General features: G+C 42.7%; 15 protein-coding genes. 9 read left to right on the forward strand and 6 right to left on the reverse strand.

What is annotated here, in order from left to right:
* Positions 1-259, forward strand: a 259-nt coding sequence (locus tag DFP77_RS17980; protein ID WP_147270572.1) for an IS3 family transposase, incomplete at its 5' end; no start/stop codon positions are given.
* Here the strand turns inward: DFP77_RS17980 and DFP77_RS17985 are convergent.
* The 3 genes from DFP77_RS17985 to DFP77_RS17995 all read right to left on the reverse strand — a co-directional run bounded on the left by DFP77_RS17985 (position 256) and on the right by DFP77_RS17995 (position 2,186).
* Positions 256-936 carry a PAS domain-containing protein gene (locus tag DFP77_RS17985; RefSeq protein ID WP_258861213.1) on the reverse strand — a complete coding sequence of 227 codons (681 nt, stop codon included), beginning with the start codon at positions 934-936 and terminating at the stop codon, positions 256-258. The genes DFP77_RS17980 and DFP77_RS17985 overlap by 4 nt on opposite strands.
* Before the next feature lie 99 nt (positions 937-1,035).
* The gene (locus tag DFP77_RS17990) at positions 1,036-1,947 is read right to left on the reverse strand and encodes a hypothetical protein (protein ID WP_114413592.1); all 912 of its coding nucleotides are present in this window, start codon (positions 1,945-1,947) and stop codon (positions 1,036-1,038) included.
* A 53-nt stretch (positions 1,948-2,000) separates the two neighbouring features.
* The gene (locus DFP77_RS17995; RefSeq protein ID WP_114413593.1) at positions 2,001-2,186 is read right to left on the reverse strand and encodes a hypothetical protein; all 186 of its coding nucleotides are present in this window, start codon (positions 2,184-2,186) and stop codon (positions 2,001-2,003) included.
* A gap of 91 nt (positions 2,187-2,277) precedes the next feature.
* Here DFP77_RS17995 and yaaA point away from each other — a divergent pair, with 91 nt between their 5' ends.
* Positions 2,278-3,060, forward strand: a complete 783-nt coding sequence (yaaA, locus tag DFP77_RS18000) for a peroxide stress protein YaaA (protein WP_114413594.1) — start codon at positions 2,278-2,280, stop codon at positions 3,058-3,060.
* 37 nt (positions 3,061-3,097) lie between these two features.
* Here the strand turns inward: yaaA and prmC are convergent, their stop codons facing one another.
* The 3 genes from prmC to hemA are packed head-to-tail and all read right to left on the reverse strand — an operon-like array spanning position 3,098 to position 6,314.
* On the reverse strand, positions 3,098-3,934 hold the full coding sequence (gene prmC / locus DFP77_RS18005) for a peptide chain release factor N(5)-glutamine methyltransferase (protein WP_114413595.1): 837 nt from the start codon (positions 3,932-3,934) through the stop codon (positions 3,098-3,100).
* A 19-nt stretch (positions 3,935-3,953) separates the two neighbouring features.
* Positions 3,954-5,042, reverse strand: coding sequence for a peptide chain release factor 1 (gene prfA, locus DFP77_RS18010; protein WP_114413596.1), 1,089 nt, complete (start codon positions 5,040-5,042; stop codon positions 3,954-3,956).
* 3 nt (positions 5,043-5,045) lie between these two features.
* On the reverse strand, positions 5,046-6,314 hold the full coding sequence (gene hemA / locus DFP77_RS18015; RefSeq protein WP_114413597.1) for a glutamyl-tRNA reductase: 1,269 nt from the start codon (positions 6,312-6,314) through the stop codon (positions 5,046-5,048).
* 198 nt (positions 6,315-6,512) lie between these two features.
* Between hemA and DFP77_RS18020 the strand changes: the two genes are divergently transcribed.
* From DFP77_RS18020 to ychF, 7 genes are all read left to right on the forward strand, one after another.
* Positions 6,513-8,321 (forward strand): tetratricopeptide repeat protein, encoded by a 1,809-nt coding sequence (locus DFP77_RS18020; protein WP_114413598.1) that lies wholly within the window; start codon positions 6,513-6,515, stop codon positions 8,319-8,321.
* Entirely contained in the window at positions 8,318-8,896 is a 579-nt protein-coding gene (lolB, locus tag DFP77_RS18025) for a lipoprotein insertase outer membrane protein LolB (RefSeq protein ID WP_114413599.1), read from the forward strand. Before DFP77_RS18020 ends, lolB begins: the two co-directional genes overlap by 4 nt.
* A gap of 5 nt (positions 8,897-8,901) precedes the next feature.
* On the forward strand, positions 8,902-9,756 hold the full coding sequence (ispE, locus tag DFP77_RS18030) for a 4-(cytidine 5'-diphospho)-2-C-methyl-D-erythritol kinase (protein WP_374058262.1): 855 nt from the start codon (positions 8,902-8,904) through the stop codon (positions 9,754-9,756).
* Positions 9,757-9,841: 85 nt separating this feature from the next.
* A complete protein-coding gene (locus DFP77_RS18035) occupies positions 9,842-10,789 on the forward strand; it encodes a ribose-phosphate diphosphokinase (protein ID WP_114413601.1) in 948 nt (315 codons plus the stop codon).
* A 69-nt stretch (positions 10,790-10,858) separates the two neighbouring features.
* Positions 10,859-11,437 carry a 50S ribosomal protein L25/general stress protein Ctc gene (locus DFP77_RS18040; protein ID WP_114413602.1) on the forward strand — a complete coding sequence of 193 codons (579 nt, stop codon included), beginning with the start codon at positions 10,859-10,861 and terminating at the stop codon, positions 11,435-11,437.
* 21 nt (positions 11,438-11,458) lie between these two features.
* The gene (gene pth, locus DFP77_RS18045) at positions 11,459-12,043 is read left to right on the forward strand and encodes an aminoacyl-tRNA hydrolase (protein ID WP_114413603.1); all 585 of its coding nucleotides are present in this window, start codon (positions 11,459-11,461) and stop codon (positions 12,041-12,043) included.
* A 25-nt stretch (positions 12,044-12,068) separates the two neighbouring features.
* Positions 12,069-13,160, forward strand: a complete 1,092-nt coding sequence (gene ychF / locus DFP77_RS18050) for a redox-regulated ATPase YchF (protein ID WP_114413604.1) — start codon at positions 12,069-12,071, stop codon at positions 13,158-13,160.
* Positions 13,161-13,257: the final 97 nt, after the last annotated feature.

The raw sequence follows: 13,257 nt of genomic DNA on the forward strand, positions 1-13,257 counted from the left end.
CTTAAAAGATAATAATCTGGAAGCCAGTATGAGTCGACGTGGTAACTGTCACGATAATGCTGTTGCGGAAAGTTTTTTCTCGTTATTAAAAAAAGAAAGAGTTCGCAATCGGACCTATCAAACAAGAAGTGATGCTCGCTCAGAGATTTTTGATTATATCGAATGCTTTTATAATCCAAAGCGACACCATGGATCAAATGATGGATTATCGCCATTGCAATATGAGAGGCGATATTTTACGGAGCTAGAAACTGTCTAGGAAACTGGGTCCATACCAACATCTAAGCTTCGATCAGAGTATGTAATACCCGCAAGTGGGTGAAGAAAAGACGTAGATAAACGCTTCCTTAACGTCGACTGCAGTTTGACATTGTTTAGTACAAACAAGCCATTAGCCAACAAGCTTGTTACCGTTAGAACCCCCAAACCATAAAGAACATCGACACTTCCCGCTGCAATGGCCAAAACAAGACCACCAACGGGTAACAACAATTTCCATGACATAAACTGTCTTGGCAAAACATTTTTACCATTTACAATACGCTGATATACCTTTTCAGCTCGCACCACATCTTCTCGTTTAGGTACGGTTCTGACGGATTCATAACCAACAACTTTACCTGCCTCAGTAACAGGAGTCACATAAGCGTCTACCCAATAATAATCACCATTTTTACAGCGATTTTTTACCAATCCCATCCAGGCTTTACCTTGTTTTAAGGTTTCCCACATAATTTGAAAAGCCTCTTTGGGCATATCTGGATGACGTACGATATTATGGTGACTACCTATTAATTCACTCTTATCAAAGCCGCTGATTTTTACAAAAGCATCATTACAATGGAGTATTTGACCTTTTAGATCTGTAGTAGTAATTAATTTTTCATTCTGAGCAAAAGTTTTCTCTTGCTTTGTTACAGGTAGATTTTGACGCATAGAAAGCTATCCTTGAAACTTTACCTAGGGGTATTAACGAACCTTCAGTTGAGCATAAGGTAAATAAGCATAAGGCAAACTTATCCAAATTCTCATACATCACTTTAGTAAGGTTTTGTTTAGCCAGCGAGTAAAAACGGGCAACAAATATGTAGGTATTTGTAAAGCACCAGCTAAAGGTAAAAACGCTGGCCCTAATAAAACGCCAGCAATACTGTATGTCAGTAAGACATTTCTATTACCAGAAGTAATGGCAGCACTAAGTGCGATCGCTTTGCCTTGCTTACGATAAAAAAGATACGACAATACAAAAAACAGACAACACAAGCCCGTTGCAATAAGAAAATAATTCAGGGCCACCAGCGGGTCTTGATCAAACAACACTCGGAAACTACCAACCAATCCAAAAGGAAATGCAAATACTAGTAAAATGGTATAAGGCGATATTTTCATCAAAAAACGGCTTAACGCTTCTTCAGGAAAAAATCGATGAACCAAAAATGAAAATAACATTGGTCCAAAAATAAAAACCACTAAGCGGACAAAGTAACTAGACCAATCAAGCTCAACACTTTCTGTTTGAAAGAATATCAAGGTGATAAAAATCGAAATAGGCAAAACCAGTGTTGTTGCGATCGTCATTGCCATTGCTTGCAAACTATCAAAGCCTAACGCTCGAACGATCGCGGGCGTTGCAAATAAAGAGCCAGTGGCCGCCACAGCAACGACCGCGAGCAAAAGATCCGAATCGAACGACAAAAACCAGCCTATAAGACTGACTACCCCCATAAACACAGCCGAATGCAAAACAGCGTAAAACCATATTTCTTTACTGCTTAATCGTTTCATTAATTCGTTCTGTTTCATTCCCAACAACGTCAATGACATTAAAGTAAAAAGTACGATAGGTAGAAAAGGAAAAAAAGCCAACGATACAGAAGGTAGTAAGAAGCCAAGTATGGCAAACACAAACATGAAAGGCAGGGAGTTTCGAACAAGGAAACGCAGCATGGGTTCAACACCTTAAGTAGGCAGCCCATTGTAAAATATCAGAAATAATCTAGCTATTTTTTTGAGCCACTATAAATTTTATTATTTTCAGGTAACTCTGCAAGCTCAACAACCCAATCTGCACGAGCTTGGTCAAATGCCGCCCGAAGAGCATTTAGCTCATCACTCGTCACAGGATTGTTATTTTTTTCAGCGACAGTCTGACGAGGCTTGGGAAATGGTATCAGATTATTCTTCATAAATTATCTCTATTAAAGCATTGTCTGGATATCTATCGACACTCTATGGATAATCTTTAGCAAACGCAATGATGAAGCAGATGGAATCCTTATGAAGTTTTTAATATCACCAGCAAAAACACTGGACCTAACCTCTCCCCCAAGTATTGATATGGTTAGCCAACCAGAACTCTTGGATGAGTCTCAACAACTCATCAATACTATTAAGCCCTACTCACCCGCAGATATCGCGTCTCTCATGAAGCTCAGCGATAAGCTAGCCACACTCAATGTATCTCGCTACCAAGAATGGCAAAAAGAGCACAACCAAAGTAACAGCCGCCCTGCTATTTATACCTTTATGGGGGACGTGTACACAGGGTTAGACGCTTACTCATTAAATGAAAGTGACATGAAATATGCCCAAGCCTCCCTGCGCATTTTAAGTGGCCTTTACGGGCTACTAAAACCATTGGATCTAATGCAAGCCTATCGATTAGAAATGGGTACTAGCCTAAAGAATGATAGAGGCACCAACCTTTATCAATTCTGGGGAGATACCATAGTAACCAAGATTAACGACTCTCTTGAAGAAGGTGAATTGCTGATCAATCTAGCGTCGAATGAATACTTTAAAGCCGTGAACAAGAAAAAACTCTCTGCGACATTGATCACTCCAAACTTTCTAGACGAAAAAAATGGCAAGTTTAAAGTCATCAGCTTTTATGCGAAAAAAGCACGTGGCCTAATGGCTCGCTACCTGATAGAAAACCGCTGTGAAACGCTAGGTGAACTTAAAGCATTTGATCTTGCGGGTTATCGCTACGACCCTCAACAATCAACCCAAGACAACCCTGTATTTATTCGGCCAGAAAGCGCCCAGCCGCAAAAATAAAGAGCGACAATGAAGTAAGCGCTAGCGCTTACTTCATTTACTTGAGACGCCCTATTGTCACCCGGTCATTGCCACCTAAATCTTGAAAACTCTCGACCGCAATAAAGCCCGCTTCGACAAAACACTTTCTCACAGCGATAGATTGGTCATAACCATGTTCGAACATCAAATAAGCACCATGCTTCATAAAACGAGGGGCAACTTGAATAATATGCTCAATATCTGCCATACCATGATTACCAGCAACTAAAGCGCTTTTAGGCTCAAATTGCACATCCCCTTGAGATAAATGCTCATCGTCAGGATCAATATAAGGTGGGTTAGACACGATTAGGTCAAACGACTCACCTTCCAGCGCCCCGAACCAACTGCTTTGCAAAAAAGTCGCATTACTCAATTGATTCCGTACAGCATTGCGCTTAGCAAGAGTGACAGCCTCAGCAACTAAATCCACACCTATGATAGTCGATTTAGGCTGCTCAGACGCCAGCGACAAGGCTATTGCGCCCGTTCCAGTGCCAAGATCTAGAATACGATTCGCTTTATTTGTATCAAGTACAGATAAGGCAACTTCCACCAACCGTTCAGTGTCTGCTCGAGGAATTAAAGTACAGGGCGCTACCTCTAGATCCAAGCTCCAAAATGACTGTTGCCTCAATAAATAAGCAACAGGCTCCCCCAACTCTCGACGCGCTAACAGGCTATCAAATCTATCTATGTCAGCGACACTGACATCTTTCTCAGGCCAAGCATAAAAATAGGAAGTCGACACCGCCAAGACATGAGCAAGCAATAGCTGGGCATCTAACTGAGCTGTCTCCGAAATAGAAGAAAGGCGCTCGTAAGCGCCTTTTAGTAGTTCATCAATTCGCATAGGTGATGGTTACCCTAGATTAATTATCGCCACTTAATGCGGCAAGTTGCTCCGCTTGAAACTCATTCACTAGTGGATTAATCAACACATCCAATTCACCTGTTACGATTTCATCTAACTTATACAGTGTTAGGTTAATACGGTGATCTGTAACGCGGCCTTGTGGGTAATTATATGTACGAATACGTTCAGATCGATCACCACTACCAACCAAAGACTTACGTGCTTCAGATTGTTCGCTGGCCGCTTTTTCTTGCTCTGCTGCTTGCAAACGAGACGCAAGTAGCGACATGGCCTTAGCACGGTTCTTATGCTGAGAGCGCTCTTCCTGACACTCAACAACAACTCCCGTTGGGATGTGCGTCAGACGAATCGCTGAGTCTGTTTTATTAACGTGCTGACCACCAGCACCAGACGCGCGGAAAGTATCAATACGCAAATCGGCTTTATTGATGATAACGTCATCAATTTCATCCATCTCAGGCATTACAGCTACGGTACAAGCCGAGGTGTGAATACGGCCTTGTGATTCTGTCGCTGGTACTCGCTGAACGCGATGCGCACCAGATTCAAACTTCAATTTAGAATAAGCACCATCACCAACGATACGTGCGATCACTTCTTTATAACCGCCGTGCTCGCCATCACTGGCACTAACGATTTCTACTTTCCAGCGCTGTGTCTCAGCATAACGAGAATACATACGGAATAAATCGCCAGAAAAAATAGACGCTTCATCACCACCAGTTCCGGCACGCACTTCCAAAAACACGTTTTTCGAGTCATTTGGATCTTTAGGCAAAAGGAGTTTTTGCAATACCAACTGAAGTTCTTCTTTTTGCGCTTGACCTGCTTTGTATTCCTCTACGCCCATTTCTTTTATGTCTGGGTCAGCATCTGTCATCATTAACTCCGCTTCAGCGATATTTTCATCGATTTGCTGAAACTCAATAAAACATTTAACAACAGGCTCAAGCTCAGCATACTCTTTCGAATAAGCACGAAACAATTCTTGATCCATGATTACTTCAGCAACACCCAGTAGCGCAGCCAATTCATCATAACGATCAGATAAGCTTTCTAATTTTAACTTTATCGATTCTTTCATTTTTTAATTATCTTTTTCTTCGTAGATGCCCAATACATTTGAGGCAATGGTTAATGCATTTTGGTCAGCGTCTGCTCCAGCATCACGCAAGTAACGCGTAGGAGAGTGAATTAACTTATTCATTAGACTATGGGCAAGTTTATTAACCACTTGCTCTGGGGGCTGCCCCATCTCCAGGCCTTTTAGCGCTTTTTCCAATTCTATGTTTTTCATGGCCTCAGCAGACTGCCTAAAGGTCACTATCAGGTCTGAAACTTTCCTCGACTCAATCACTCGCCGATAAGATTCCACACCTTCTTCAATCATTTGTTCAGCAGCTTGCGCCGCATCTTGCCTTGCTCTGACATTTTCTTCAATCACTGAATGAAGGTCGTCAACGGTATATAAGTAGGCATCGCTCACTTCGTCAACTTCAGGCTCAATATCACGTGGCACCGCTATGTCGATAAGTAACATAGGAGAATGACGGCGTTTTGCTGTTGCACGCTCCACCATGCCTTTACCGATAATTGGCAACTGACTCGCCGTCGAAGAAATAACAATATCAGCCTGAGACAAATAATCACCGACCTCACCCAACATTATTGCCTCTGCGTTCAGCTCATTAGCTAACGCCTCGGCTCTCGCCAATGTTCGATTCGCAACAATTATACGCTTAATGCCATTTTCTTTAAGATGCCTTGCCACCAATTCAATCGTTTGGCCAGCACCAATTAATAGTGCGGTGCTGTTTCTAATATCGGCAAAAATTCGCTGAGCAAGACTCACTGCTGCAAACGCAATAGAAACTGGGTTTTCACCTATAGCCGTATCGGTACGTACACGCTTAGCAACAGAAAATGTGCGTTGAAATAGCGATTGCAACTCTGGGCCAATACAAGAGCCTTCTTGGGAAACCGCGTACGCAGACTTAACTTGCCCAAGAATTTGAGGCTCGCCAAGAATCAAAGAATCTAAGCCCGATGCCACTCGCATAACATGGCGAACACTATCGTCATCTGCGTGTGTGTAACAATACTGCTGAAGTTCGGACAAAGCGATACCATGGTATTCCCCTAGCCAAGCAATAACATCGCTTGCTTTGGTGAAATCTTCAACGGAGCAATATAACTCTGTACGATTACAGGTCGAGACTATCACAGCTTCACTGGCTTTTCTTTCAGAGATAAGAGAAGACAAAGCATCTATCATTTTCTCGGGCGCAAAAGCGACGCGCTCACGTATCGAAACTGGCGCTGTTTTATGATTTACACCTACAGTAATTAGCGGCATTCAGGACTCTTATCAAAGATCGAGATCTTAAGGTAATGACAGGAGCAAGCATTGCTCCAACATGACTCTTTACATAAAGAAGACATATTATACGAGAAATTCGCTTTTTTTCGCACCCCATATGGTCAATAAAAGTAATAGGATTAGTTTATAGTTATGACTGACATAACGAGCCGCTAACGATACCATAAGGGTTATATGAATTTAGCATCGAGAAAACACATGCCTGCTGTTTTTAGGCTGACACAAAAAATACAACAAAAGCCTTATAAAAAAGGACTGCTAACACTCGTGGCTACGCTTAGCGTCACTCTTCTCAGTGCGTGCAGTCACAATACGATATCCAAGGACATAGAATCACTAACTCCTGAAGAACAATCTCTTTTAACAAAAGCAAGCAACGATGACATTCAATCCCTTCTGAATGCCGAGTTTACGCTACAAAGAGAAGGCCCTAACAAAGCTTTCGAGTCCTTTTATGATCTGGCAAACAAATCTAACGACCTTGCTTTAATAAAAAGACTCATACAAGTTGCTGTTGCGTCTCAAAATCATATTTTTATAGAAAGAAGCACTAACTTATGGCTTTCTGTCGCCCCCAATGCAGAAGCGGCTTATGCACTAAAGCTACAAGTTCTGATACAAGGTAATCGTACAGAAGAAGTCACTACCTTGCTGACAAACGCAATGAGACATAACGTATCATTGCGTTTTCTACCTATTTATCTAGAAGAAAATGTTCGTGAGAATGATCAAGTTTCAACTATAGAAGAAGCCATATCCGCCTTATCACCGGAACGGAAAGCCAATCAGTACATTCAATTAAGCTATGCTCATCTATTATTACTTTCAGGGAATTACCAACTCGCCATTACCACATCCGAAGCACTCCTAGAAAAACCAACTTCAGAGAAAAGCGAATCACTCTATCTTATTTTGGCCTTCAGTCAGAAAAGCCTTGGACTGCTCGATGATGCTATCAGAACATTGGACTCCGCCACTGTACGCTTTCCCAAAAGCACAAGAATACTCACTCCCTTAATTGATTTTCTTGTTGAAAATAAACAAGCGAAAAAGGGAACGAATACTTACCTAAATGCCAACCTAGAGACACCGGAAAAACTTCAAGTCGGCATTAACTTAATGCGCTCTCTTTTAGAACACGAGCAAGCTGAGTTAGCCTTAAAAACGGCCAACAACCTCCCCCAAAAGCAATTAGGTCTATCTAATCAGGTTCAATATTTAACCGCTATTGCTCTGGCTCAGTTAGATAAAAAAGCACAAGCCATAGAATTTATGAAAAATGTAGATGGTAACTTACAATCAAATGCGACCAACCAAATGGCGCTGTGGTTTTATGATCTGGGCAAAGAGAAGGATATCAACGCCATGGTACTGAACAGAACTCCGCGAGAAGACATGCCAGAGCAGGTTATCGCTATCAGTCGTCTTCACGAGGAAAAGGGTAACAAAAACTTATCATTCGAATTAGTAAAAAATGCGCTTGCTGCACTTCCTGAATCTGACTCCTTGCGCTACCACAAGGCTCTACTAGCTGACACTCTAGGCAACTGGAAGATTACTGAAAAAGAGTTAATAATCTTACTTCAAAAAGACCCAGAAAACCCTCAATTCCTAAATGCTCTCGGTTACACCTTGCTTACTCGCACCGATCGAATAGAAGAAGCAATGAAACTCATCGAATCAGCTTATGAAAAAGCAGACAGTGATCCTGCTATTATTGATAGCCTTGGCTGGGGGTTCTTTTTAAAGGGTGAATTCGAACAGTCTTCTTACTATTTAAAGAAAGCTTGGTCAATTTTACCTGATGCAGAAATCGCCGCTCACTACGGTGAGTCTCTATGGAAACAGCGCCATTACGAAGAAGCAATATTGATCTGGGAAAGCGCCTTAGAGACATCACCCGATACGCCACTTTTAATCGATACCATTGAGCGACTGTCACCGTCGCTACTCGAAGAACACAAACAGGACTCATCATCATGACTTATCGCGTACTCAGTATTCTTGTTCTAACTATTATTATTAGCGCCTGTAGCTCTAGACCAACAGGACCAATAACCCCACCACCTGAAAGCGTAAGCGCTATTTCAAAATGGGAAACATCCGGTAGAGTCGGCATACGAACACAGAATGACGCAGTGTCAGGCAACTTCAATTGGCAAAAAGACCCTAAAACATTTGCCCTGAGTATCGTGGGACCTTTTGGCCAAGGCGCTACCCACCTAAACCAAACTAGCAATGGTGTCGTAACTCTTGCATACGAAGACACAGTTGTTACGGGCAATAACCCAGCCTCTTTATTACAACAAGAGTTAGGTTGGGCGTTTCCTGTCGAGCAAGTAACCTATTGGATGAGAGGGCTGGCCTATCCAAATTCAGTTTCAAAGATGACAAAGGATCCTGAAAGCCAATTACCTAATACAATCGAGCAAGATGGCTGGCTGATAACCTACAGCAACTTCACCAAAGTCGACGGCCTATCCTTGCCACAAAAAATGCAGGTATCTAACCCTCCATTTAGAGTGAATTTAATTATCAACCAATGGACTATTCAGTAACTAAGATGCAATTACCTTCTCCTGCAAAATTAAATTTGTTTTTACACATTACTGGCCAACGAGAAGATGGCTACCATGAATTGCAAACCCTGTTTCAGTTTATAGATTTATGTGACACGCTAGATTTTACACTCACGCGTAATAATCAGGTCACAATTACACCAACTATTGATCAACTTCCTACCGAAGAAAACCTTATTTACAAAGCAGCAAAACTGCTGACTCCTTTCAAAAAAGACTCCTCTTTCGGTATCGATATATTCCTAACAAAACAATTACCTATGGGTGGCGGAATTGGCGGTGGAAGTTCAAACGCAGCAACCACTTTATTGGCAATCAACGTATTATGGGAATGTCACCTCACAGTAGAAAGACTGGCCGAATTAGGCGTACAATTAGGGGCTGATGTACCAGTTTTTGTTATGGGTTTTGCCGCCTTTGCTGAAGGCGTTGGAGAGAAGCTGCAAAAAGTTGAATTAGACACTCCATATTTTTTGCTTATCAAGCCCGACTGCCATGTCTCAACTGGTCAAATTTTTACCGATAAATATTTGACAAGAGACACCCCTCCCATCAGAATATCGCACGCCTTGAAGCTGGGTGGGCATAATGATTGCTTAAAGGTGGTAATAAAGCACAATCCTGAGGTCGAAGAAGCGTATTTATGGTTGAAAAATCATGGGGACGCAAAGCTAACAGGAACTGGGGCTTGCCTCTTTTTAGCATTCGATAATTTGCGCGATGCAGAACGAGTAAAATCGTCTACACCAAACAAGTGGCAGAGTTGGGTTTGCCGTGGTTGTAACACTTCTCCAACGCACGATGCGCTAAACCAGTGGATTGAACAAAATAGAGGTTAGTGTGCCAGTAAACGACAGCACTGCCTCAGCCAGTCTTCTCTTGGCTAATAAATAGTCATCGCTATAAAATACAAAGGTATACACAGTGTCCAAGTTGATGGTTTTTACCGGTAATGCAAACCCTGAACTCGCTCGCAGGGTGGTTCGTCGCCTAGGGCTTCCTATCGGAAATGCAACCGTAGGTAAGTTCAGCGACGGTGAGATTACGGTCGAGATCAATGAGAATGTTCGTGGTAAAGACGTTTTCATTATCCAGTCTACCTGCGCACCAAGTAACGATAACCTAATGGAACTCATCGTTATGGCAGATGCACTGCGTCGTGCTTCTGCTACTCGTGTGACTGCTGTTATTCCATATTTTGGCTACGCTAGACAAGACCGCCGCGTGCGCTCTGCTCGTGTACCTATTACAGCAAAAGTCGTTGCCGATATGATTTCAGCAGTAGGTATAAACCGCGTATTAACGGTTGACCTTCATGCAGACCAAATACAGGGATTCTTCGATATTCCAGTTGATAACGTTTATGCAACACCATTATTGCTAGACGATTTACAACGCCAAGGCCATGAAAACATCACGGTTGTTTCTCCTGATGTGGGCGGTGTTGTTCGTGCACGCGCATTTGCAAAACTATTAGATGATGCTGACTTAGCAATTATCGATAAACGTCGCCCTCGCGCTAACGAAGCACAAATCATGCATTTGATTGGTGACGTTGAAGGTAAAACATGTGTCCTTGTAGATGACATGTGTGATACCGGCGGCACATTGTGTGCAGCGGCAAAAGCTCTAAAAGAGCATGGCGCCGCAAAAGTACTTGCTTACTGTACTCATCCAGTGCTGTCTGGAAAAGCAATCGATAACATTAAAAATTCCGTGCTTGATGAGTTGGTCGTGACTGATACCATCCCATTAACACAAGAGGCGCTTAATTGCCCTCAAATACGCCAATTGTCGATGTCTGACATTATGGCGGAGGCTGTTCGTCGCGTATGCAACGAAGAGTCTATCAGTGCCATGTTTGGGGCCTAAGCCAAACACTAACGCTCGGAACGGGTCGCATTTCTGGGCACAAACTTTATTAATTATTAGGAAAATACCATGTCATTATCTATTAATGCCGTAGCACGTACTCAAGAAGGTAAAGGTGCGAGCCGCCGCCTTCGTAACGAAGGCCTAGTGCCAGCTGTTATTTATGGCGGTGAGACTGCTCCAGTATCTATCTCTTTCAAAGACAACGAGCTACTTAAAGCCGTTGGCACTCCAGGATTCTTAACAGGTCTAGTTGAAGTGTCTGTAGAAGGCAAAACTGAGCAAGTTCTTGTTAAAGCACTACAACGTCACCCATCTACTGGCGATGTTATGCACATGGACCTTCAGCGCGCTCAAGCTGATAAAGTAATCACAACTCGCGTACCTTTAAGCTTCATCAACGCAGCTCAAAGTGAAGGTGTTAGCAAGCAAGGTGGTCGTTTGTCTGTTGAGTCTAAATTGGCTGAAGTTCGTTGTTTGCCAGCGAACCTACCTGAAGTGCTAACTGTAGACGTGATCGAGGGTCAAATTGACCAGATCTTCCACTTGTCTGATGTTATCCTTCCTGAAGGCGTAGAGCTTGTGTCTTTGCTTAAAGGCGAAGATCACGACCAACCTATCGCTCGTATCGGTAAGTCTAAACGTTAAGATCCCATTGAAGGCAGTATTGTGGCAGGTTTCAGATTATTAGTAGGCTTGGGTAATCCAGGCAGCGAATACGAGAACACTCGCCATAATGCAGGCGCTCAGTGGATTGAGACATTGGCTCGTCAGAGCCAATGTTCTCTTCGTACTGAAAAAAAGTTTTCAGGCCAATTTGGCAAAGTTTATATAGCTGGTGAAGAGTGTTATCTTCTTATTCCCACCACCTATATGAATTTAAGCGGTAAAGCGGTTCAGGCCGTCTGCCAGTTTTATAAGATCCCTCCTGAAGAAATCCTTGTTATTCACGATGAATTAGATATTCCCCCAGGTACCGTCAAATTAAAACGAGGCGGTGGGCATGGTGGACACAACGGATTAAAAGACATTATTTCAAAGCTGGCGAACAATCGAGAATTTGGTCGCCTCAGAATCGGCATTGGACATCCAGGTCATGCAAGTCAAGTCGCCAATTACGTTCTGAAAAAAGCGGCGCCAGATGATTACACCAAAATAGAACAAACGATCGACGAATCATTACGCTATGTTGATGACATCGTTCGCGGCAATCTTAATGCCGTAATGAATCAACTACACAGCTTCAAAGCATAATCACTTAATTATTAGGAATCTCACTATGGGTTTTAATTGCGGCATCGTTGGGCTACCTAACGTTGGTAAGTCAACTCTATTTAATGCATTAACCAAAGCAGGCATTGGCGCAGAAAACTTCCCATTCTGTACGATCGAGCCAAATGCGGGGGTTGTTGCTATGCCGGATCCACGCCTGGATGCTTTGGCTGAGATAGTTAAACCTGAGCGAGTTCTAGCAACAACAATGGAATTCGTTGACATTGCAGGCTTGGTAGAAGGTGCGTCAAAAGGCGAAGGTCTTGGCAATAAATTCCTTGCCAATATTCGTGAAACAGATGCCATTGCTCACGTTGTTCGCTGCTTTGAAGACGAGAACGTTATTCACGTTTCAAACCACGTCAACCCAAAACTAGACATTGAGGTTATTAACCTTGAACTTATCTTTGCCGATATCGAATCCATAGATAAACAGCTTTTCCGCACAGCAAAAAATGCAAAAAGCGGTAACAAAGAAGCTATTGCTCATAAATCCTTCCTAGAAAGCATCAAAGCACACCTAGAAGACGGCTTACCTGTTCGCTCTATGACACTGTCAGACGACCAGAAGAAAGAAGTTCGCTCTCTACACCTTCTAACCACCAAACCAACTATGTACATTGCCAACGTTGCGGAAGATGGTTTTGAAAATAACCCTTATTTGGAACAAGTCAGAGAGATTGCAGAAGCCGAAGGCGCCATGGTTGTTCCTATCTGCAACCAGCTTGAAGCTGAAATTTCTGAGCTAGATGCAGAAGAGATGCAAGAGTTCCTTGATGAAATGGGCATGGAAGAGCCAGGCTTGGATCGAGTCATCCGCGCAGGCTATGAATTGCTAGGCCTTCAGACCTACTTCACAGCAGGCGTAAAAGAAGTGCGTGCTTGGACCGTCAAACAAGGCGCAACAGGCCCACAGGCCGCTGGAGTGATCCACACAGACTTTGAAAAAGGTTTTATCCGTGCGGAAGTTGTCAGTTATAACGATTTCATCCAATACAAGGGTGAAAGTGGCGCTAAAGAAGCCGGTAAATGGCGCCTTGAAGGAAAAGACTACATAGTAAAAGACGGCGATGTAATGCATTTCCGCTTTAATGTTTAACAGATAATAAAACATTTTAAGAAAAACACTTGACCCATTAACGGGTTATATGAATAATATCGCGCCACAGAGGCAGTAGATCGATTTGTATAAACTG

This window comes from Marinomonas foliarum (genome assembly GCF_003337275.1).
Classification (GTDB): domain Bacteria; phylum Pseudomonadota; class Gammaproteobacteria; order Pseudomonadales; family Marinomonadaceae; genus Marinomonas; species Marinomonas foliarum.

Coding starts and splice junctions, on each gene's coding strand:
- ychF (WP_114413604.1), top strand. CDS start 12,069: ATGGGTTTTAATTGCGGCATCGTTGGGCTACCTAACGTTGGTAAGTCA.
- DFP77_RS18040 (WP_114413602.1), top strand. CDS start 10,859: ATGTCATTATCTATTAATGCCGTAGCACGTACTCAAGAAGGTAAAGGT.
- hemA (WP_114413597.1), bottom strand. CDS start 6,314: ATGCCGCTAATTACTGTAGGTGTAAATCATAAAACAGCGCCAGTTTCG.
- DFP77_RS17990 (WP_114413592.1), bottom strand. CDS start 1,947: ATGCTGCGTTTCCTTGTTCGAAACTCCCTGCCTTTCATGTTTGTGTTT.
- DFP77_RS17995 (WP_114413593.1), bottom strand. CDS start 2,186: ATGAAGAATAATCTGATACCATTTCCCAAGCCTCGTCAGACTGTCGCT.
- yaaA (WP_114413594.1), top strand. CDS start 2,278: ATGAAGTTTTTAATATCACCAGCAAAAACACTGGACCTAACCTCTCCC.
- ispE (WP_374058262.1), top strand. CDS start 8,902: ATGCAATTACCTTCTCCTGCAAAATTAAATTTGTTTTTACACATTACT.
- prfA (WP_114413596.1), bottom strand. CDS start 5,042: ATGAAAGAATCGATAAAGTTAAAATTAGAAAGCTTATCTGATCGTTAT.
- prmC (WP_114413595.1), bottom strand. CDS start 3,934: ATGCGAATTGATGAACTACTAAAAGGCGCTTACGAGCGCCTTTCTTCT.
- DFP77_RS17985 (WP_258861213.1), bottom strand. CDS start 936: ATGCGTCAAAATCTACCTGTAACAAAGCAAGAGAAAACTTTTGCTCAG.
- lolB (WP_114413599.1), top strand. CDS start 8,318: ATGACTTATCGCGTACTCAGTATTCTTGTTCTAACTATTATTATTAGC.
- DFP77_RS18020 (WP_114413598.1), top strand. CDS start 6,513: ATGAATTTAGCATCGAGAAAACACATGCCTGCTGTTTTTAGGCTGACA.